Genomic DNA, 22,241 nt, shown 5'->3' on the forward strand with positions numbered 1-22,241 from the left:
AGTCAAAAAGTAAGTTTTGTACGTAATACGAAACTGATGCCCAGGTCGTCTGCATAATATCTGAACCTGTTCAGATAATCCCTGTAAGCAATGTTGGTAAGATTGTCTACTGAAAAATCTATGTTCAGTATATGTTTTCCTGCCAGCAAGTCCATTCCAAAAGAACTGTTTAACAGGCCATAGCCGGGAGGAGGTGCCACATAATCACTGTTGGGTGGCACCCTTGTTTGTCTGGATACTTTCACATACTGGATGCTCACATACTTTGACAGCCAGGTGTATTTAAGCGCATTGTCAAACCGGTCGGCCGGCATAAATACCAGGTAATCGTGTATGCTTTTATTGAAAGCCCTTACCAGGGATATTTTGGAGATCAGTGTGAAGTTTTTCAGAAAGGTATAATCTGCTTCAGCATCTAATCCCCGCAGGCGTACATTTGCCTGGGTATAGGTAAACATAGGATAGGTACCGCTTACGAGCGAAATAGGTTGCAAAGAAGGTTTGGCATAAATAAAATTGTTGATCTCATTATCGTATATGTTAAGTTGTGCAAATAATTTTTCCGTGTTGTATTTAAAGCTGATACTGGTATTAAAAGAACGTTCAGAACGAAGCGTAGAATCTCCAAGTTCATAAGAAGCTGCACTTAAGTGAATGCCTTTAATATAGAGTTCATTTACACTTGGAGCTCTCCATGCGGTCCCGGTGTTGGCACTTAGAGAAAAATGTTCCGTAGCTTGCCAGGTAGCACCTATAGAAGCTGTCACATTCTGGTAGATACTGGTATTGTTGTAAACAAACAAAGAGTTGTCATTTCGCCGGTAAACTCTCAGCCAGCGGTAATCGTATCGTAGTCCGGCTTCCAGTGTCCATTTGTCTTTTGTGTATTTTTCAATGCCATATATTCCTGCACCGTAATTCCGGAAATTTGGTACCAGGTAGCGTATCCCTTTGAATACATTTCCCTGGGTGATACCACTCATGCCCCAGGTACCGCTAAAATTATTTTTATCGGGTTGATGATATAAGAGGTCCAGAGTATGCGTTTTGATCTTAAAACTGATCTGTGGCGCTGCCAGCACAGCAGGATCATCACTGTAGGGCAGATCGATATCATACTCGTTACGGAGATCAGTTTGCCTTGCATAAATGATTTCCATCTTACCCTGATTTTTAAATTGATAATAGCTGTTTAATTTCAGCAGATCATGTGTTACCTGCTGATAGCTTCTATCAATTTTATAAGAGAAATAAGAAGCGGTAATAGGTTTAGGCCGAATAAATGCGGCATATAGATCCTGTATATTACCTACATGCGAACCATCAAAAATTCCCATCTTACTATGATACCGGCTATAGAAAGCATTAAAACCATAATTGGTTTTATGATAAGCCAGTGTTCCTGAATAATCGTCTTCAGCTACCCCAGTATTCTTCAGGTAATAATCGGCAGTTTTGAAATTACCAGCCCTTTTAAGCGTGCCTTGTACCCTCCATTGAAAACCATCCACAGCACCATCCAGCATACCGGATACAGCCCCCATACGGCCATTACTGGCACCTACGAGGTTTACATCACCACCTATCTTTTTATCTGTTGGAAGCGCCGCCGGTTCCAGTATGACTACTCCGGCCAGCGCGTCAGAGCCATATCGGATGCTGGCAGCACCTTCTACAACAGATACATGTGCCGCTGTAAAGGGATCAATTTCAGGTGCATGTTCGCTGCCCCATTGTTGCCCTTCCTGTCTGATCCCATTATTGAGGATGAGTACACGATTGCTATGAAGGCCATGAATAACAGGCTTTGATATGGACGGGCCGGTTTGAATACTATTGAGGCCAGGAATGCTTTTCAGGCTTTCCCCCAGCGTTTTACCGGTAGATTGAAAGAGTTGTTTATTATTCAACCCCACTGTATTTAATGTGCTGAGTTCTTTCGCTCTTGTGCTGCTGATAATAACTTCTTTTAAATCAGTACTTAACTCCTGTAATACAAAGTTTAACTGGATATTGCCTTCCACTTTTACTGTCTTACTAACCGGCAGACCTGAATCTATCGCACAGGAAATGATATAATCGCCCGCACAGATATTATTAATCGTATATCCTCCGTTCTTATCCGCTATCGTCTGTTTATTTCCTGTTATGCTTATTCTTGCTCCGGGCAGTTCCAGCCCGGTTTTGCCTGTAACCTTTCCTGTAATGAAGTAATTACACTGTTGGCCATACAGATACTGAGAGAACAGTATTAGAAGTAAAATTTGCACGCCTGTTCTCAAACTTATCATGAGTCAATACTTGTTTAGATTTTCATTAAATGCAACGTTATTGCAATTTTTATGCAATATAGTTGCAAATAATTAAATTCAAAATTAAAATTGGCTTAATAATCTTTTGGGGAATCGGGGATATCTTCAAGAAAAAGATAGATCTGAAACATAACATGGAATTTATTAATCACTCGATTTATAAATTCCTCTTTCAGAAAATGACAAATGGGATCGTTTGTAGATTAATCTTTCACAAACCACTATCTTTGTCTCTCATGAATGTAAAGGAACTTTGGGACGGCAAATTTGCACAGGGATTATCTTCACTGGAAACCCCTGATCCTTTTTTTATAGAGATGTACGAACAGTATATCAGCAAATCATATCCTTCAGGAGGAACAGCACTTGACCTGGCTGCGGGACTGGGGAGACATTCTATTTTCCTTGCAGAGCATCAGTGGAAACCTACGGCTGTGGATATTTCGGCAGTAGCCATTGAGAAACTGAAAGAGACTGCCAGTGGTGTTAATGTGCATACGCTGATAATGGACATTGCTGATTATGATCTGGCCCCCGAATCATTTGACCTCATCATTCTGTATTATCATTTCGACAGGGCCTTCTTTCCTAAAATATTCAACGCACTTAAACCAGGAGGGTTGTTCATTACTAAACAGGCTTTTAGTAATATCCCCAAAGAAAATGCCCCGCTTCAAAAAGAAGAACTACTTGCATTAGTATCATCCCTTGAAATGATCAGCTATGAAGAAAGACCCATAAAAGATCGTGGCGTGGTTGAATATCTCGGAAGGAAAATTTAAGTAACTTCCCGCTATGACAAAATTTCCTAAGGGTATATTGTTGTTTGTTTTTCTATCATTCTCACTATATGGACAAAGTATTGTCCCGGAATCTTATGGTTTCAGACATCTTCAGATGAATTATAAAGGGGATACCGTTGATATCTTAGTGAAGTCTTTGAAAGGAGATGGAGAGAAGAAAAAACCGCTGTTCTTTTTTTGTCAGGGAAGTCTGCCTATTCCTTTGATGATTACTTATGATGAAAATGGGCGGCAAGGTATTTACAGCGTGTTCCCGTTTAATCCTGACAGCTTATCAAAGGATTATCACCTGGCAATTATTAGCAAACCTTACGTACCGTTGATAGTTAAAAGAAAATTATTAAACAGTGATTTAACCTATAATGATAGTACCGGAAGGTATGTTCAACGGAATCTATTGGATTACTATGTAGAAAGAGATAAGGCAGTGATTAAATTCCTATTTAAACAAAACTGGATTTCGAAAGATAGTCTGGTAGCAGCCGGTCATTCAGAAGGGAGTGCTATTGCAGCTAAACTGGCGCTTACTGATAAAAGAGTTACGGCGCTGATCTACTCAGGTGGTAGCGCTATGGGAAGGATAATGACGATCATCGGACGTAACAGGGCGATTGAAACAGATAGTACAAGAGAAGCGGAAAAGGACATCGAAAAGTGGGAAAGGATTGTCGCTGACCCGGAAAATATGAACGGAGATAATGGTGATACATATAAGGTTACCTATCAGTTTTCCATACCGCCCTTTCAATATCTTGAAAAGCTAAAGATCCCTGTTTTTGTTACATATGGATCGAAGGATGCCAATGCTCCTTTTAATGATTATTTAAGAGTGGAGATGATCAGGCAGAAAAGAAAGAACTTTACTTTTAAGGCATATATAGGTACAGAACATAACTTCTTCCCTTTAAATAAAGATGGCACCGTCAACTATGATATCTTTAACTGGGATAATGTAGCAGGAGACTGGCATAAATGGCTACGCAAACACTAAAAGATAGAAATGAACGATTTTCTCCAAGGCAAACCGCAGCCTGCTATAGAACTATTCAATCACTTGGTTTCATCATTTGATGAGATAGGGCCGGTGAGTTTACATCCTGCTAAAACAATGATAGGTATTGCTGCTACAAAGAAGTTCGCGTACGTTATACAGTTTGGTAAGAATTTTATAGATTTGGTGATTCCTTTTAAACAACGGTACGATGATAATTTATGCTTTCATAAAATTAAACCCGTACCGGGCAGTGATGACGTCAACCACCATGTAAGGATTTATAGCAAAGATGATATTAATGAAGAAGTGAGAGGATTTCTTAAAATGGCTTATGACAACAACGCTTAAACAAACATTCCTTGAGCTGACAGGGAAATATACCGGCAACAACCAGTTACAGGAAGATCTCTGGAAAGAGATTGAAACGAATTATTCAGAAGAGAACCGTTACTACCATAATCTCCATCATCTTGAATACCTATTGATAAAATTGACAGCAGTAAAGGAACAGGTCAATGACTGGGATACGCTGTTATTCTCCCTGTATTATCATGATATCATTTATAATGCCACCAGCAGTGATAATGAAGAAAAGAGCGCTGAATGTGCTGCGAAAAAGCTTCGGTTATTAGGTCTTGAAACGGATAAATGTGTAGCACAAATACTTGCCACAAAAGGGCATACTGTAAGTCCTGATAATGATACCAATTTATTTACGGATGCAGACCTTTCTATATTAGGAGAAAGCTGGGAATTATACCAGGAATATTTTCAGAAGATCAGAAAGGAATATGCTACATATCCCGATATGATATATAATCCTGGCCGTAAAAAAGTGTTACAGCACTTTTTGAACATGGAGCGATTGTTTAAGACAAAAGCTTTTTTTGACAAGTATGAAAGTAATGCAAAAGATAATCTTTCAGGAGAACTAAAAATGCTTGGTTAATTAAACGAAACTATACAGAAAGAAGCCGTCTTCTAAGTCGGCCCATATAGTGTGTGGCATATGCTACAATTTGCCTGAGATCTGCTATCACTACAAATATAAGCCCCCTATAAGCCCACCTTAAATAAGGTGGGCTTATAGGGGACTATGAGGGGGCTTATATGGGGCTTATAGTACCTTATAGGTAGCATCAGATATCCATGTCTCCACGAAATATAAAATTTCCTGTATCTTTAAATAGATAATATGCGACACCCTCAAAGTAACAACTGTCTCCCAGTAAGGGGCTAGGACCTTGTTGCCCAATAATTACCTGGCCATTTTTTAAACCATACATATGAAAGCACCTCTATTGATTGCACTATTTTTGTTCCCTGTACTGGCCAATGCCCAGCAAAAACTGGTCTGGGAAGAAAACTTCGAAGGAACAACGTTAAACCCACTGAACTGGACTTATGAAACCGGCGATGGCTGCGCCAAAAACAATTGCGGCTGGGGTAACTCCGAGCTGGAATACTACACAAACAGCACTAATAACGTAAGAGTAGAAAATGGTCACCTGGTCATAGAAGCCAGACGTGAAAATGTTGGCGGACAGCCATTTACATCCGGCCGTATCAAAACCAGCGGTCGTGTGTCCTTCCGCTACGGTACCCTGGAAGCAAGGATAAAAGTGCCGCAGGTAGGCAATGGCTTATGGCCCGCTTTCTGGATGCTGGGCAGCACCGGTGGCGAATGGCCACACAACGGTGAGGTAGATATGTTGGAAATGGGATTTGCAGGCGCAATAGCGGCCGGAAAAGTAAATCAGACTGCCAGTGCCGCAACGCATTGGTGGACCGAAAATCCGGGCGGATATACGGGGCATGCGAGCTATGCCAGGGATACTGTTACCCAGACGGTCAACCTGAGTGATGATTATCACCTGTACAAGCTTACCTGGGACAAGGCATTTATCACTATTTATCTTGATAACAGCCCTTATTACAAAATTGCTATTGATGGAGGTAACGGTCTGGATGCCTTTCAGCAGCCGTTCTACATTTTACTGAACCTGGCCGTCGGGGGTAATTATCCCGGTATCCATTCCGCCGCAGATGTAACAGCGCCTTTACCGGGAGATATGCTGGTGGATTATATCCGCCTGTACCAGGATATCACGCAGGGAGATGAACTGCTGCTGGGAACCGATAATGCACCGGAAGGCAATTACGGTATCTTCACGGATAACACACCCGTTAATGATAAGGTAGCATTTGGCCAGGGAGCTAATTTATACTACTGGAATAATATCACAGATATTGCGTCCCCGGTGCCTTTTGAAGGTAGCAGCGTATGGGCGTTCCATGCCAATGCCGCTAACTGGTTCGGAGCAGGCGTTGCCAACGACGCAAAGAATATGAGCAACTACGCTACCGGCAGCCTCAAGTTCAATATGAAAACAACGTCAACAACTACCTTTAAAGTAGGGATCTCTACGGAATCCGGCGAAGGATGGGTGATGTTCACCGGCAGCAATGAACATGGCCTTATCAGAGACGGACAATGGCATGAAGTCACCATTCCGGTAAGTGAATTCGGCGCAGTAGACCTGATGACCGTCAACCAGTTGTTCATGTTCGCCGGTGATGCACCTGTGGCTGCTGCCGATTTCTATCTGGATAACGTATACTATACCGGTGGTGTATCTGCGAATCCTGCGCCGACAGTGGCTGTCACTAACCCGGTGAAGGATACCCTGTTTACCACTCCGGCTACTATTCCTGTCAGGACCAACGCCACAGATAGCAACGGCTCTATCAGCAAGGTCGATTTCTTTAACGGAGATAATTATCTGGCTACGGTCACCACGGCTCCGTTTAATTATAACTGGCAAACATCTGTACAAGGTGTTGCTACCCTGATTGCAAAAGCTACGGACAACCAGCAGAAAACGACCACCTCCAAACCGGTGACCGTTTTCATTGCGGCTCCTGGTAATACCGCGCCACAGGTGAGTATCACTTCTCCTACGGCTGCCACTACGTTGCTTAAACCGGCTAAAGTGATTATCAGCGCAAATGTCACAGATGATGGTTCCATCTATAAAGTAGAGTTCTACAATGGTTCCGCATTGCTGGGAACTGTGACGAAAGCGCCCTATACTTTCACGTGGAGTAACGTGGACATGGGTACTTATACCATCACTGCCAAAGCATATGATAATGGTAAACTCAGCACGGTATCATCACCTGTTACTTTTACTGTACAGGATAATAAAATATTGTCTGATCTCTATGGTATCTATAGTAACAATGCTGCTATTACGACTAAACTCACCTACGGGCAGGATGCGAACCTGTACGTATGGAATAACCTCACCAGCATCGCAAATGCGGTTCCTTATGAGGGTACGGAAGTAATGGCGTTTACAGCAGCTGCCGGTAACTGGTTTGGTCTTGGTGTGGCAAACGATGTACGCGATCTTACGCATTTCAGCAGCGGTTATCTGAAATTCTGGTTTAAGACAACTTACCAGGGTTCATTTAAGTTCAGCATCATTGCTTCTAACGGCCAGGTAGATTTCTCTTATGCAGCAGGTGAACAGAAATCAGGATTAGTGAGAGATGGTGCATGGCATGAAGTCACTTTCCCGGTAAATACATTTACAGGAATAGACCTGAGTGCTATTACACAGGCATTTACTTTCTCCGGTGATGCACCTGCTGCTGCCGCTGATTTCTACATCGATAATGTATATTATACTACAGGTGTTACCACCGGTACAGGTCCAAACCTGGCATTGAATAAAACAACGACCGTATCTACCACAGAAAATGTTGGTACTGTTGCGGCGAATGCTGTTGACGGCGATATCAATACCCGCTGGTCCAGTGCTTTCGCCGATCCGCAATGGATCAGTGTTGATCTTGGTGCAGATTATAATATCAATGAAGTGAAGATCACCTGGGAAACGGCTGCGGCAGCAGATTACCAGGTACAGGTATCTGCAGATCAGAGCACCTGGACTACCCTCAAAAGCATTACAGGCAACACTGCATTGGTGAATGATAATACAGGGCTTTCCGGTCATGGCCGTTACCTGCGTATTTATGGTACTGCGAGAGTTACCCCATATGGTTATTCTATCTTTGAACTGGAAGCCTATGGTTCATTGCGTGCCAGTGCGTTAGCGGTTGCAGGAAGTAAAACAGGTAAATGGGTCGCCAGTTTATATCCGAACCCGGTAACTGGCAGTAAAGTGCAGTTGTCATCCAGTGAAACACTGAAGCAGGTTAAACTGGTAGATCTGAGTGGAAGGGTATGGGCTGATAAGATGGTGTATTCATCCGGTGCTTATCCGGTGGATATAAGTCTGGTCCCAAAGGGGATGTATCTTCTGCAGATAGTAAATACGAAAAATGAAACGTTACTATTGAAGTTTATTAAACAATAGGAGTCAAACATCTTCATAAACAAGGTCACCCCAATCCGGGGTGACTTTTTTCTTTCAGATATGTTATCTGTTTGATCATCAACTGAGATTTACATTATGGGATACCGTTCATATATACATATAAAGAAAATATAAAAATTCAATTATCTTTGGATAGAATGCCATATTTAGAGGACCCAGGAAACCCGACTTAAATAACCATTTGCTTTAACCAACACCTATATTAACAATTCACAACAATTTCTATCATGAAGAAAAACCTACTCAAAGTTTACCAACTTTTGTGTGCCGTCAGCATCTGCCTGTTCCTCGCTGCAGCCCCGGCTTATAGCCAGTTGCCAGCAGGATTCATTCAGAAAAAATTAACCGGTGACGTGATCAATGAAGCGACCGCTATGGTGCATGCCCCCGATGGCAGGATCTTTATTGCAGAACGTTCCGGGAATGTAAAAGTTTTACAGAATGGCGTAGTGAGTACTGTGCATACAGTATCAACGACTACCGCATCTGAACAGGGATTGTTAGGTATCGCCTTGCATCCGCAGTTTGCGACTAACGGAAAATGTTACATTTTCTACACCAACGATTCAATGACAGTGCATTACCTGGACATGATCGTGATAAGCACAGCTAACACTGTGACTTCCAGCACCAGGATCATGCAGTTTGATCCCATCATTAACGGATTCCACAATGGTGGTGCTATCCTGTTTAAAGACGGTTTACTGTACGTGGCTATCGGGGAAAGTAACTCCTCTGCAGAAGCCGTTAAACTGGATACTTACCGTGGTAAGATCCTGCGTTTAACAGAAGATGGTCAGCCAGCACCCGGTAATCCTTATTATAATGTGGCAGGTGCTACCCGTCAGAAGAGAAGCATCTGGGCAATAGGGATGAGAAATCCATGGAAGATGAGCCTGGACCCTGCATCAGGAAAAATATTTGTAGTGAATGTGGGTGGGAATTATGAGGAAATTGATGATGTAACTGCACCTGATGCATCAAAGAATTATAACTATGGATGGGACCAGAATGGTCAGTCAGGTCCTGAGCAGGCAGCAGGTACTATTTTACCGGTGTTTGCATATCCGCACACTAATTGGGGTTGTGCCATTACTTCAGGTGTATTCTTTAATCCTGCTGCTACTAATTATCCTGCACAGTACCTGAACAGATTTTATTTCTCTGACTGGTGTTCTGCCTGGTACAGAAGTGTAGATGCAACGAATCCGGGTACAGGTGGTTACCAGGAATTGTCTGCTACTGGTTTTGGTTCTATTTTAGGTACCAGTGTAGGCATAGACGGTAACATCTATTATATTAAGTATAATAGTACCGGTAGTGTGTGGAGAATAGAATATGATAACAACCAGGCGCCTGCTATTGTTAATCAGCCTGTAAGTCAGACCGTAGTAGCGAAGGACCCTGTAACCTTCTCTGTTACTGCCTCCGGAGCCACTCCGTTTACTTACCAGTGGCAGAAGGACACGGTGAATATAACCGGTGCTACTGCCAGCACGTATACCATCGCACAAACATCTGCCGCAGATTCCGGTAGCTACCGTGTCATTGTTACCAATGGTATCGGTAAGATCACCAGTGCCGCAGCTACGCTGAAGGTGACACCGTTTAATGCAAGACCAGTGCCTCATATCATTACTCCGGTGGGTACACTTACCTGGAACGTACTGGATACAGTGCGTTTCTCTGGTAGTGCAACAGACCTGGAAGATGGTACTTTACCAGCATCTGCTTATCATTGGGAAGTGCGTTTCTTCCATAAAGATAATCCTACCAGTGAACACTGGCATCCTGGTCCGGTTATTCCAACAGGTATTACATCAGGTACGTTTATCGCTGATAATGGTGGTGAATCTTCTCCTAATATCTGGTTCCGTATCATATTAACAGCTACAGATTCCCAGGGCCGTACAGGAACAGATTCTGTAGATATCCAGCCTAATAAAGTAGTCCTTACAGCAGATGCTACTCCGGCTGGTCTTAAACTGATCCTTGGCACACAGGAAACCACCCCATTCAGTAAGACGTACGTAGTAAATTCTGCGTTTGTATTACAGGCTGTTAGTCCACAGGTATTAGGTGATTCTTCTTATGCTTTTGTATCATGGGCACATGGTGGGGATGCATTGCAATCGCTTCGTGTACCTGCTGTGAATACAACCTATAAAGCTACTTATAAAGTAAGTGCAGCATTACAGAATCCTTATCTGGGCGTACCGGCTACTATTCCTGGTAAAATAGAAATAGAGAATTTTGATTTAGGAGGAGAAGGTATCGCTTACCATGATGCTTCTACAGGTAATGCTGGTAATCAATACCGTACTACAGAAGATGTAGATCTGGAGAACTGTTCAGAAGGTGGATATAATATCGGTTATGTAGCAGCCGGAGAGTGGCTGGAGTATACCGTGAATGTGACTACACCGGGCGTATATACATTATCAGCAAGAGTAGCGAATCCTGGTGCTGCCAAGACATTCCATGCGGAAATGGATGGCGTGAATATTTCCGGAGATATCCCTGTTCCGACAACAAACGGGTTCCAGGCATGGCAGACGGTTTCTGTAACTACTCCGGCTTTAACGGCAGGAGTGAAAGTATTACGCATCGCACTGGATGCTACTGATTTTAATATCAACTATGTCACCTTTAGTAATGGTAGTGGAGACACCACTGTACCAGGTGGCGGTGGTACTAACCTGGCGCTGAACAAACCAGCGTATGTTTCTTCCGTTGAAAATGGTGGAATGGGTGGTAGCAATGCTGTTGATGGCAGTCAGACTTCCCGTTGGTCAAGTGCGTTCGCTGATCCTCAGTATATCTTTGTAGATCTTGGCGCTGTTTACAGCATCAATGAAATAAAGATCTATTGGGAGAATGCCTACGGTAAGAATTTTGAAGTACAGGTATCCAATGATTCCATTAACTGGTCACCGGTAAAGACGATCACTGGTAATGCTACAGTGCTGAATGATTATACCGGATTAACGGCTACCGGCAGATATGTACGTATCTATGGTACAGTAAGGAATACACAGTACGGTTATTCTATCAATGAGCTGGAAGTATATGGTACATTAAGCAGTGCATCCAGCCTGGCTTATGTTCCTGAAACAAAAGCAGATGGATTTAAACTGTATCCTAATCCTGTTTATAGTACGCTGACGATTGGCGGTATTAAAAATACGCACATCTTCAATATCATTAACCTGTCTACTTCACAGGTAACGAAGATGGAATCAACAAATGGTATTTTGAATGTAGGCAGATTATCTGCCGGTACTTATATCGTTGAGTTCAAAGATGGTAATAAGATAGTGAGAAAGAAGTTTGTGAAGTTGTAATACTTAATGCTTTAGTTTAAAAAAAGGAGTCTATCTGCATGCAGATAGACTCCTTTTTTCTTATACGTTGTGGTTTATAGCGCCTGTATATGCAGATGGTCCAGCGCATCCGCAAATAAGTATTTGATAACAGCACCTCTTCCTGAAGCGTTATTAATGGCCGTACGTAATGCCGCACGGGATGTTTCGTTTGTAATATGATTCAGGTCTGTAGCCGTGCTGCCGGTAGGGGAGTGTTCGTTCCAGCGGTTAGGCAGGAAGAAGTTACCGCTTGTAGGCAGGTTCTGGAATTCCGGTAGCAAAACAGGTGGCTGTGTATTAGCGTATACGGTGATATGTTTGTTGTAAGTACTGAAGTCGTGGTCTGCGCCCGCGCCATCAGCGTATGGAGGTCTTGGTAAGCCCAGGGCATAACTGCCGGGAGCCAGGTTGTTAATGGCCGCAATAACGGCATCCAGGCATTGCTGCTGGTTGCGTACATCTATCCTGATACCATCAATATGTGTGAGGTCTACAGCAGTACCATTGGAATGATGAGAGGATGCAGGGCGTACATAACTTAAGATACCAAATGCCGTAGGAGCGGTTTTGTTATGGTCCAGTGAGAAGTAAAGCATTTGCGCAATACTTTGCAACAGGCTCTGGGAAGGTGTGAAGGTGGTGCCGTTCAGCGTATAGTTGCCATTAGCTTTGATATATTCCAGTTGCTGTTTGATATTAGCCGGTATGGATACCCTGCCGGGGTTAGAGAGTATATCTCCGGCAAACTCCTGTACAGTGCTGCTATTAGCCCCGGAAACAGCCGGAGTGGTATCAAAGCGGGTGAGGTTGTTATGCTCTATGATCTGGATAAGGCTGGTAGCGTAATTCGGATCTGTAGCATAACCAGCTTTGGCAATTTCTTTTACGAATTGTTTGGCATCGTCTGTATGATTAAATGCTTCGCGATAACGTCCGTTGTTTACGAGGAAGTTGCCATGATCATTAAAGCTCTCTACAGCATTGGCATAGGCCCTGAAATTATCTTTAACTCTCCACCGGTATTTGGTGTTCCCGCTGTTATCGGTGAATTGTTCGATAGATATTATTTCAGGATAGGGGTGTCTGCTTCTGTCGTTGTCACTGTGGATCTCAGTGGTGGTTAACAGTTGCTTTTCCCCTGTCCAGGCGCTACCTGCCTTGATACCAAAAAAGTTAAACTTCGGAGCGCTTTTACCCCAGCCTGATTCCAGGGCTGCCTGGGCCAGTGTTACGGATGCAGGCACACGTGTTTGCCGCATGCTGTCTATTGCGTTCTGGGAATATTGCTGAATGAAGTCTTCCTGTACGGAGAAGTCTGCGGAGAATCTTATCCTGTCGTCGAAGGAGAAGGATTGAGAAGTAGCGGTGTTATTGTACAGCTCTATCTCTGCATTTCTTCTGTTGATGAGTCCCTGGGAATCCACGAGGGCTCCGTTTTTCCGTACTTTTACCCATTTCCTCATTTCTGCAGGTACAGCTGTGTAACTGCCCTGGTTGAGGACTTTGCGTAAAGTGGATTTACGGAAACTATCGGCTCCTATATTGTATACGAAGCTCACGAGTGCATCAAACTGGTTTTGATTGAGTGCAACGGTGATTTGATCATTGATGGTGCGTTGAAAATCGCTGATGCGGGCAATTAGCAGATCTGTAGCCTGCTGATCGGAGATACCGCCTGCATAAGGTTGTTCGGAGGCGTCTCCGTTGCAGTTGCCTTTATGCAGCAGGGTGCCGTAACCGATGGTACAGTGTCCTGCCTGGTCGTTGTACTTCTGTGCGCGGAACCCTTCCAGTTTTTTGATAAGGTCTATACCGTTGGAAGAGATGCTGAGGCTATTGGTAGATAGTGAACTGGCGGTAGCGGTGGTGCCTGCCGCGAAGTGCACGATTTGTATCCTGCCGTCCCAGTCCTGGCTTACGCGTACTTCTCTTTCGAATTTCACGAGGAAGTCGGAGAATTTTTCCGGATAGGTATTGCCCTGAGCGGGGTCTGTGATGGTGAGATTGGTACCTTCGGGGGTACCGTCTCCGCGGATAGCGCTGATGATGCGGGCGTGAATACCGAAGTTGGCATCGGAGCCTTCAGCGGTAGTTACCCAGATAGGGCCATAGGTACGCAACAGATGTTCCCATCCGCCTATGGTCAGTGATTGGGGATATTCCGGAGTAAGACCGGCAGCCTTCAGGAAAGGTATCTTTTCTGCGGCGGTGAGGCCTTCGTTCTTTTTTACTTTATTGACGTACATAGCGCCTATGCCTGCCATCACGGTTTCTATAGCGGCGGAACGCTGGTTCTTCCAGCCTATCATCATCGTGGCTACTGTAGCCCAGCATACCATACCGGTAGGCTGCCTGATAGGGTCTACGATACCGGGCACCTGGTAACTGACCGCATCGAACGAGTTAGCAAATCTTTCTACGATAGAAGAAGAGCGGGCATAACCGTTTTGCCTGCGCTTTCCGGCGCCAAGCTGGTTACTTATTTCGAAGAAACGATTTTCCATGTTGAAAGAGATTGATTGTGCTTAAAAAATCCGGATGAGTACATCCTGTTTTTGTGTTCTTTGCAAAGGTGGATTTACGAGGCGCTGTTATACTACTTTTCCTAATTCAAAGTGCATTCCGTCTTTTTTACCGAAATGTCCTCCCCAGAAAAAGCCCTGCTGATTGGCGATTGCTACAAGCTCTCTTACGCAGCCCGCCTGTCCCATCTGGGCCGGTTCCTTACCAAAGCCATTCCAGGGTGCATTGATGTCAAAGGCAGTGCCCCAGGCGTGGTTACTGAGCGGTCTTGGAGAGCGTTGCTGTGTGCCACGTATATAACGTGCCGCATAGCCGCCTTCGAAAGTCTGTATCCTGTCTAATAAGCCCGCAGCTTCCCAGGCTGCCCATAAGCGTTTAAGTCTGTCTGCACCGGCTTTATGGAAGTTGATAGTACCGTTCTGGATGACCTGACTGCCGAAGCGTTTTCCATTTAACTGGGGAATGCTCACAGCGGTGATATTATCATGGTACCAGTTATTTGTAACTCTTATACCATCGCCATCAAAGGTGGAAGGATCAGCTACAAAAGTGAACGTCCCGAATTCAGTGGCCCTTTCCTGGGGGGTAACAGGCCGCAGGTTGGTGGGGCGTGGCGGGAAGTCTTCCGACATCTGCTCTGCATTATCCGGTGTTACAGTTGCCACGGTATTTGACCTTTGCTGTTTGTGCATATCTTCCAGGTCATTTAAGAACTCGGAAGGGTCGAAGGCTTCTTCTTTGCTTACCGGAGATACTTTATTTACTGGCGTAGCAGCTTTAGGCGCTGCTGCCTTTTTGGGTGCTGCCGGTTCCTCAAACTGATTAAACCTGTTGTTCAGTTCTTCTGTATCTACCTGTATCGTACCTAAATTATACGCATTGGCAAACTTCATATTCTGCGCAATGCGGTCGAATATAGCATGTTCGTTTTTTGCAGGTTCATTGTTGGCGGGCGCAGGTTCAGGAGAAGAGGCAGATTGCTGTTTACCTAAATCATCCCTGTTCACTGTCTTTTTAGCTGTCGGATCATAGACTTTTTTACCGGAAAGTATAGCCTGTAAATCATTCACGATATCTTCTTCTTTGGAAGATAAAGAACCACTGCCGGTGGGTGGTGCTTCTGATCCTCTCATCTTTTTAAGATCATCCATAAGCGCTGCCGGTTCATGTGTATCAGTATCCGGGACGTTCGGCGCAGAAGGAATATAAGATGATTTATCCGCTCCTGTATCAGATGGTGTGTAAGTCGGATTATATACATCCGGTACTGCCTTACTATTGGAAAAAGGCGCTAATACATCCGTATGCAGGTCCTGGTTCTGACTTACGGGTGAGTAAGATTCAGATAAATAAGATACGGTATCATCATACGATGCTTCATATACTACATACTCTTCACTGCTGTCATTGATAAGAGAAGACTGCACCACATATTCCTCAAAAACATCTCCGTCTTCATCCACAGAAGCAGCTACCACATACTCCTGGAAAGGTTCGGAATCTTTACCGGGAATTATTTCGCCATTATCAAAACTCTCAGTCATGCCTTTATGTTTCTTCCTGCGCGGTTTATGATGACCATAATACTCGCACAGCATATCATCGTAAGAAGTGTAAGGGGTATGTTTCTTCTTCATATGCCAGTAACATTTAAAGTCTGATATTCATTTTTACAAGCGTGTAAGGATCGAAAGTCATAATCAGCTCTGATTCTGCCTGTGTAATATGATCTTTCGATAAAAGGATCTTCAACTCATTCGCATTAAATTCCAGTACTTCTGCCAGGTTGTGATTAATCACGGTCACCGGTGGATACTTAGGATTTAATGTGAGGTTCTCTCCCCGTACATGCAGGAAAGGACGGTCCTGTTCATCTACAGAAAGGCTCACTGTATTTACCCGTGGCGGGGTCTGACTTCTTCTTGATTTCTGAATCTCGTTTGCCAGTGTTTTATAATCTATTTCATTATCTGAGGCGCGTTGAATATCTACATGTTTCTTTTCTATCTGCTGTAAATCATCAACAGAATTCACGCCCATCTTCCTTAATTTATTCCTTGTTTTCTGATCTACTCCGATCTCCTCTATTTTAGTATCATTTTTTAACCCACTCATTTTAGTCGTGGCCCTTACCTGCTGATCAGTGATAGAGCCCAACTGTATATTCACCTTGGATGCACCTTCCTGACCGGGTTGAGCTGTCGTAAAACGGATCTGGTCCCCATCGAAAGTAGGGAAGATGTTGAGGTCAATAGCAAGGTCCTTCACCGTGTAGGTGAGCGGTTTGTTGATGGCTTTGATAGCCAGTGTTTCGCGGGTCTTATCCAGCTCTACTACCAGCGAGTCTACAAAGTCTTCCAGGTTCCATGAAATGTTATCATTCGCCATGTTCCGGAGGGGTGTATTTTTCAGCTTTTATTGTAATGCTGTGATAAGAAGGACGGAAGCTGCTGTTCACTCTGTAGAGAGGAGGAACACTGCCTATCCTTACTTTCCCGTTTTCATCCACGCTGATATCTAATTCCACGGGAGTGCCGATTTCTATTTCGTATATGTAGGAATGAATACCGTTTACATCATCCGTGATCGTAGCCCCGGGGATATCCAGTATTTTGTCTACCAGGTCTCCGAAGGGCAGGAAAGCTTCGTCTATCATGGCTTGCCGGGTTTAGTAATGGGGTTTAATACCACTTTTACATTCACCTCAATATCATATCCATCGAAGGTGTATTCGGTTTCTGTAGTATCTGTATCCTTTTCCATAATTTATTGTTTATTGGATTTAATACCGAGAATTCTTACACTCACCGGTAATGGGAATTTAACTTTGGTACTGCTTACCTGGTTTACATATCCTTCGGGAGTAAGGGATTCTACCTTACCGAGCGTGATCTCGAATAATCTGAATACCGGTACTACCCATATCATTCCCTGTTCGTAGGACCTTCCCTTTAATTCAATATTGTAAATTGTTTCTGCGGTATTGGAAGCGGCAAAGTCTGCATTGCGGATAGCACTGAGCTTTTCATCGTCCAGTGGCGCAGAACCATCCCAGCCGTCCAGCAGTTTGTTAAGCTCTGTGATGCTGAGCTCTATGCCTGCTTTTAATCTGCCTGAAGTAATGTCTTTTATGCTGTCAGGATCTTTTTCGTCCATCGATAACTTCGTACCGGTAACACCGTTAGCAGTATGGTCGGCAGATAAAGAGACCGTATAACGGGCATCTACTTTCAGCTCCCATAAAGATCTGGATTTGCCCAGAGACGGGGATTGCCATATCTTATTCCAGAAAGAACGGTAAACTTTCATATCAGAGAGTTCTTTCTCTCCGGATACTGCTTCTCCCTGGCTTTGTACAAAATAGTTCTGTACAAATACCACCGGGGTATTACCAATAGCTTTGTATTCTTTTTCACTGGCCGTACGCCAGCGCATTTCTGCAAAGACTTCTATATTTTTATGAAGGGGCATGTTGGATAACTCGCTCTTCATAAATTCAAATTCTATAATAGTGTTTGCCTGTATATCTTTCTTCTTGAAAGTCTTTTCAAAGAGTAATTGTTTGGTAGCAGGATCTTTAAAGTAGAATGTATAGATCGCTTTGGGCAGTGGTTTTTTAGGGGCCTGACTTACATTCAGTTTTATTTTAAACAACATCCTGTCGGTCAGTTGCAACAGCAGTACATCTTTCCCGTTGCTGGAGGATAGTTTCAGTGATTCAAAAGTGAGTATCAACCCATTGCTGAGCGTATAGGCATTTTGATTTACAGAAAGAGAATGAGCTGTAGCCACAGGAGGCGCCGGAGCAGCCGGCGGAGCGGCCTGTAACTGTGCAATCAGTTGGGCCAGTACCGCCGGGTCTATAGCAGGAGCAGCGCTGGCGGGCTGATTCTGCATTAACTGCTGTAGCATGAGCCTGCGTTGTACATCCCCTGCCAAGGTGGTCATCAACTGGTTATTGGCCTGTAAGGTCTGTAACTTATGCTGATTGGCGGCATTGATGAGTTGCGGCAGTAATTCCATGCCCTGTTTGATGATAGGGCCGGCCAATGTAGCCAGCAGGGCATCATCTATTCCAAATACAAATGGTCTTGAGAACTGGTTGTTAATAGCCTGTGGCTTTTGAAAGCGGTTATGTTCTTCCTGGATGGATTGCTGTCCGCTCAGACCGGGGATATTAGGTGCTACGGCTTTGATCAGCGCACCCAGTAAACTGGTGAGCAGGGAAGAGGTATCACCATGTGCAGCTCCACCGGAAGCGGAAGCGGCAGCACCAGCACCAGCTCCACCGGAAGAATTCCCCGCAGCAGGATTGAGCATCCCGATAGCTGTTGGTAATACAGCCTTCACCAAACTGCCCAGTATATCTTCTATAGAAGACTGATGTGCGAGATACTGCACATCATGGGAGATATTTCTGACCGGGTTGAAATCTGTATAACTCATAGTGATGCTACTTGCTCTTGTTAATGGATTAAGTCTGCCTGTATTAATGCGCTGCAATCCCATCGGAATTCTGATCACTTTGGAAACTGCCGGAGAAGTACCCTGTGCATCTTTCGCACTCAGTAACTGCACATAACAGTTCTCACTATCAAAGTAATTCTTAGGCAGCCGTACTTCTTCTTCACTATCTCCTAAAAAAGTCAGCTTTGTTTTCTGACGGAACGGTGTTTCTTTGGAGATCTCATCCACCCATTTTATACCTGCCCTGTCAATGACTGATTTGCCAATCTTGAACCGGTAGAATGTATTGGTACCGATATCGATCTTAAACCGGAAGTCATGACTGTCGGCCGATTCCCATTGTAAAATAGCTAAGGCCATGGCAAATAGTTATTAATGGGCTGCCGCCGGTGCGCCAATAGCCTGCTGGCCGGGAGCAGGTTTCAATGCTGCTGTACCACCATCTGCATACATATTGGCAAAATTGTCCAGTTTAAAATAGTCTGTTTTGAACTTGATGTTAACATGCCCTTTTAAGGAGGCTGTCATATCATCTGTGGCTTTTTTATCAGAAGTATTTACCTGTATATTGGTATTGGTAATATCAGTGCTAACGGAAGGACCACCGAAGATAGAGCCTAGTATACCGCCATCTGCTTCTGCATGTACATTCACGGTATTGATGTTCTGGTCGTCGTGGTGTGCGGTACTGGCACGACTGGCCTTAATGGTGAATTCAACGGAAGCATCGATTTCACCTTTTTCTACTACCAGGCGGGTAACACCCATCAGCAGTACTTCCCTTAATGCAGCGCGGTGTTCTTTGGCCATGTTGATCTTGGCTTCGAGAATATGTTTCTTCACCTCTGCATCTTCCAGGTCGTGTTTTTCTCCTTCGGGATTTGTTAACGCTAATTTGCTGCTGCCGTCCGATTGTTTCTCTGTAGTTACATTATACTGTTCGCTACGGGATTCTGCCAGGCGGGCAAACGTATCATCATCCTTTACTTTTTTGATGAAGTCTGCGGTAGATTTAGTGGCTTCTTTCATCAGTTTGATGTAGCTGTCGGTCTGTGTCTTCATTACCTTGAGGTTAGCATCGAACACAGCTTTTAACAGGTCGGCCACAAACTTTGGAAAGTCTACTGCATCTACCAGTTCTGTAAAAGCCTTGGTATCTCCTGAAAGTCCCGGATCATACCCTTTATATCCCATTTGTTTACCACTATCCGTTTCCATACTTTCCGCGATACCATGTTTCTTATATTGTTTGGAAGCATAATCATCTATCAGGGATAGATAAATACTTTTCTGATCTTCCAGTCCCATATTCTTAAATACATCACTGCTTCCCAATACCTCTCTGGCCTGCGCTCTGGCCAGTTCTCTGATCTGTGCTTTAGATGGTATGATATCCATAGTTTGTCATTTAGTATTAATCAAACAAATTGTTCCTTAAAAATCCCATTCATCTTTTCCCGCAGCCGGAGCAGATGGTTTTTCTGAAGCGCTGTCTTCATCTTTATCGCGGTTCCTTCTGTGATGTTCAGGTTCTTCCTGAGAATCATCATCGTCAGCTTTGGCCTGCAGTTGCGCCTGGCTGATAATGAAAGCATCCACGTTGCTGATAAAGTTGGAGAACAGTTTATCATCTTCGAAAGTAGCAGGATTGTAATCGGCCACTGAGTTAAGGATTTCATAACCCAGTTTCGCTTTGTTGTAAAGGATGGTCGTTTTCGGACGCTGATGTTTCATTCCTTCAAACAGCAGTTCCACTACTTTCCACCAGTTACCACCGGCAGGTACCAGTTGTTTCACTATTTCAGGATGATTAAGGATACGTTTGATCACGAAGTATAACTCGTCATAGATGATCGGTGAAATTACATTCGCCATACCGGAGCAATGTGTAGAGAGATTATACTGTAAATCTTCCACTGCCTGCATCACTGTCTGACGGGATACGTAGCTGTCCGGGTTAGGACTATCCTGTGCCCGCTGTATGTACTTCGCCACTTCCATGATGAGCGTACGCCAGTATTTAGGGAATTCTTTGTTCACTACCACATCTTCTGTAACAGGTGCATTACCATAGCTGAATACCTGTTTGTAGAACATCTGGCGTTCTGCAGGACGGGTACGGTCTATGACCTTACCTGTTTTAGGATGGGTGAATTTGTTGGAGAAAACGTACAATTGCAGATCTTCCCTGAGCTGGGTATCGGCTATCTGTATGTTACCACGGACCATGTATTTATGGGTGAAGTAATTCACTACGTTGAAGATGTCCAGTTCTTCGCCCAGCGTCATGGAATAGAACATCTGAGCAGCGCAGCGGATATTGCTGGTAAGCACCTGTACAACGGCGGCATCATCATCCAGGAAGGTAACGCTGTAATCAGCCGTGTTATCATCTGTAGTATCCGTATCTGTCGCATCGTCCTGCCATCCAGGAGTATTTTCTATCTCATTGAGAAAGATGGGCAATAGGGTATCTATGTTTTGTTTTGTGACCGGCAGCAGTGAAGATTTGATCTGTTTGATCAGCTTCGGGATCATGGCAACCGGAATGTCATTGTAGTATTTGGAGAATTTCAGCAGTTCCAGTTCCTTGCTGTTGGACACATAATTCCCTACTATCTTCTGCACATATGTGCTAAAAGACAAAGAGGAGAAAGATGGATTACCCAGGAGGATATCCTGGATAACAGGAGAGGTGTCTGAATTATATTCCACGTCTACTTTTTCGGCATGGATATATTCACGGGCAGCGCTGACCTGTCCGTAGGCAATTACACTACGGTTACCGGACCGGTTGCCGAAGATGAAGTTCGTTAAACCATTGATCTCTGTATAACCGGAGTTATAACCCAGGGCCAGCAGATAATTCGCTACGCCCGGGTAGTTGAGTATGGTGCGGGTATTGAGGTCGAGGTTATTCCAGTTATTCCCTAAACGGTCTTTGAAATCATATTTCAGCAGGGAGAGTTTATCTTCTGCATCTATATATTCTTCCAGGCTGTAGTTAGAGCTGGTGATGATATTATTGGCGGTGAAACTGTTTGAATTGATCGCATTGTAAATATTGTACAGCAGACTGCCTTCTTCCCATTGGAGCTCGTCCTTGTGTTTGTTGGTGAAGCGTCTGGCTTTAAGTGGTGCGGTGATGAAGTCTTCAATAGGCACGCCGTCCGGTCCCATCCAGGCATCGCCATCATCTTTTGTGAAGATAGGTTTGCTTAAAAGAACATCAAGGTACGCCAGCTGCTCTTTAATATTAGCGTCAATGTCTGCACTGACACCATTGGTGGTAACATTAGTTCTGCGTATTTTAACGCCATTGGTCGAAGGGAAAAAGTTGAGCGTTGCCATTGACATAATTGTTTAAAGAG

Annotated in this window: 14 protein-coding genes; 6 read left to right on the forward strand and 8 right to left on the reverse strand. The window is 44.0% G+C overall.

Features of this window, described 5'->3' with window-relative positions; translation table 11 throughout:
• Positions 1-2: 2 nt before the first annotated feature.
• Positions 3-2,291: a TonB-dependent receptor gene (locus tag GO495_RS16705; RefSeq protein ID WP_157300856.1), complete on the reverse strand. Its 2,289-nt coding sequence runs from the start codon at positions 2,289-2,291 to the stop codon at positions 3-5.
• A gap of 257 nt (positions 2,292-2,548) precedes the next feature.
• Between GO495_RS16705 and GO495_RS16710 the strand changes: the two genes are divergently transcribed.
• The 6 genes from GO495_RS16710 (at position 2,549) to GO495_RS16735 (ending at position 11,859) form a co-directional block, all read left to right on the forward strand.
• Complete coding sequence (locus GO495_RS16710; RefSeq protein ID WP_157300857.1) at positions 2,549-3,094, forward strand: class I SAM-dependent methyltransferase; 546 nt, start codon at positions 2,549-2,551, stop codon at positions 3,092-3,094.
• A gap of 13 nt (positions 3,095-3,107) precedes the next feature.
• Positions 3,108-4,106 carry an alpha/beta hydrolase family protein gene (locus GO495_RS16715; RefSeq protein WP_157300858.1) on the forward strand — a complete coding sequence of 333 codons (999 nt, stop codon included), beginning with the start codon at positions 3,108-3,110 and terminating at the stop codon, positions 4,104-4,106.
• Positions 4,107-4,115: 9 nt separating this feature from the next.
• Positions 4,116-4,457, forward strand: a complete 342-nt coding sequence (locus tag GO495_RS16720; protein ID WP_157300859.1) for a DUF5655 domain-containing protein — start codon at positions 4,116-4,118, stop codon at positions 4,455-4,457.
• Positions 4,441-5,058, forward strand: a complete 618-nt coding sequence (locus tag GO495_RS16725) for an HD domain-containing protein (RefSeq protein WP_157300860.1) — start codon at positions 4,441-4,443, stop codon at positions 5,056-5,058. The genes GO495_RS16720 and GO495_RS16725 overlap by 17 nt, the downstream gene beginning before the upstream one ends.
• 337 nt (positions 5,059-5,395) lie before the next feature.
• Entirely contained in the window at positions 5,396-8,494 is a 3,099-nt protein-coding gene (locus tag GO495_RS16730; protein WP_157300861.1) for an Ig-like domain-containing protein, read from the forward strand.
• Between the two features lie 248 nt (positions 8,495-8,742).
• Positions 8,743-11,859: a PQQ-dependent sugar dehydrogenase gene (locus GO495_RS16735; RefSeq protein ID WP_157300862.1), complete on the forward strand. Its 3,117-nt coding sequence runs from the start codon at positions 8,743-8,745 to the stop codon at positions 11,857-11,859.
• A gap of 74 nt (positions 11,860-11,933) precedes the next feature.
• Here the strand turns inward: GO495_RS16735 and GO495_RS16740 are convergent, their stop codons facing one another.
• The 7 genes from GO495_RS16740 to GO495_RS16770 form a co-directional block, all read right to left on the reverse strand.
• A complete protein-coding gene (locus tag GO495_RS16740) occupies positions 11,934-14,384 on the reverse strand; it encodes a glycoside hydrolase family protein (protein WP_157300863.1) in 2,451 nt (816 codons plus the stop codon).
• Between the two features lie 87 nt (positions 14,385-14,471).
• The gene (locus GO495_RS16745) at positions 14,472-16,040 is read right to left on the reverse strand and encodes a M15 family metallopeptidase (RefSeq protein ID WP_157300864.1); all 1,569 of its coding nucleotides are present in this window, start codon (positions 16,038-16,040) and stop codon (positions 14,472-14,474) included.
• Between the two features lie 13 nt (positions 16,041-16,053).
• Positions 16,054-16,791 carry a hypothetical protein gene (locus tag GO495_RS16750; RefSeq protein WP_157300865.1) on the reverse strand — a complete coding sequence of 246 codons (738 nt, stop codon included), beginning with the start codon at positions 16,789-16,791 and terminating at the stop codon, positions 16,054-16,056.
• Positions 16,781-17,059 (reverse strand): hypothetical protein, encoded by a 279-nt coding sequence (locus tag GO495_RS16755; RefSeq protein ID WP_157300866.1) that lies wholly within the window; start codon positions 17,057-17,059, stop codon positions 16,781-16,783. Before GO495_RS16755 ends, GO495_RS16750 begins: the two co-directional genes overlap by 11 nt.
• Before the next feature lie 110 nt (positions 17,060-17,169).
• On the reverse strand, positions 17,170-19,230 hold the full coding sequence (locus GO495_RS16760) for a hypothetical protein (protein WP_157300867.1): 2,061 nt from the start codon (positions 19,228-19,230) through the stop codon (positions 17,170-17,172).
• A gap of 12 nt (positions 19,231-19,242) precedes the next feature.
• A complete protein-coding gene (locus GO495_RS16765; RefSeq protein WP_157300868.1) occupies positions 19,243-20,268 on the reverse strand; it encodes a hypothetical protein in 1,026 nt (341 codons plus the stop codon).
• Between the two features lie 36 nt (positions 20,269-20,304).
• Positions 20,305-22,221 carry a hypothetical protein gene (locus GO495_RS16770; protein ID WP_157300869.1) on the reverse strand — a complete coding sequence of 639 codons (1,917 nt, stop codon included), beginning with the start codon at positions 22,219-22,221 and terminating at the stop codon, positions 20,305-20,307.
• Positions 22,222-22,241: the final 20 nt, after the last annotated feature.

Source organism: Chitinophaga oryziterrae (assembly GCF_009758125.1).
Taxonomy (GTDB): Bacteria; Bacteroidota; Bacteroidia; order Chitinophagales; family Chitinophagaceae; genus Chitinophaga; species Chitinophaga oryziterrae.

Coding starts and splice junctions, on each gene's coding strand:
- GO495_RS16710 (WP_157300857.1), top strand. CDS start 2,549: ATGAATGTAAAGGAACTTTGGGACGGCAAATTTGCACAGGGATTATCT.
- GO495_RS16750 (WP_157300865.1), bottom strand. CDS start 16,791: ATGGCGAATGATAACATTTCATGGAACCTGGAAGACTTTGTAGACTCG.
- GO495_RS16720 (WP_157300859.1), top strand. CDS start 4,116: ATGAACGATTTTCTCCAAGGCAAACCGCAGCCTGCTATAGAACTATTC.
- GO495_RS16705 (WP_157300856.1), bottom strand. CDS start 2,291: ATGATAAGTTTGAGAACAGGCGTGCAAATTTTACTTCTAATACTGTTC.
- GO495_RS16770 (WP_157300869.1), bottom strand. CDS start 22,221: ATGGCAACGCTCAACTTTTTCCCTTCGACCAATGGCGTTAAAATACGC.
- GO495_RS16735 (WP_157300862.1), top strand. CDS start 8,743: ATGAAGAAAAACCTACTCAAAGTTTACCAACTTTTGTGTGCCGTCAGC.
- GO495_RS16760 (WP_157300867.1), bottom strand. CDS start 19,230: ATGGCCTTAGCTATTTTACAATGGGAATCGGCCGACAGTCATGACTTC.
- GO495_RS16745 (WP_157300864.1), bottom strand. CDS start 16,040: ATGAAGAAGAAACATACCCCTTACACTTCTTACGATGATATGCTGTGC.
- GO495_RS16715 (WP_157300858.1), top strand. CDS start 3,108: ATGACAAAATTTCCTAAGGGTATATTGTTGTTTGTTTTTCTATCATTC.
- GO495_RS16730 (WP_157300861.1), top strand. CDS start 5,396: ATGAAAGCACCTCTATTGATTGCACTATTTTTGTTCCCTGTACTGGCC.
- GO495_RS16725 (WP_157300860.1), top strand. CDS start 4,441: ATGACAACAACGCTTAAACAAACATTCCTTGAGCTGACAGGGAAATAT.
- GO495_RS16765 (WP_157300868.1), bottom strand. CDS start 20,268: ATGGATATCATACCATCTAAAGCACAGATCAGAGAACTGGCCAGAGCG.
- GO495_RS16755 (WP_157300866.1), bottom strand. CDS start 17,059: ATGATAGACGAAGCTTTCCTGCCCTTCGGAGACCTGGTAGACAAAATA.
- GO495_RS16740 (WP_157300863.1), bottom strand. CDS start 14,384: ATGGAAAATCGTTTCTTCGAAATAAGTAACCAGCTTGGCGCCGGAAAG.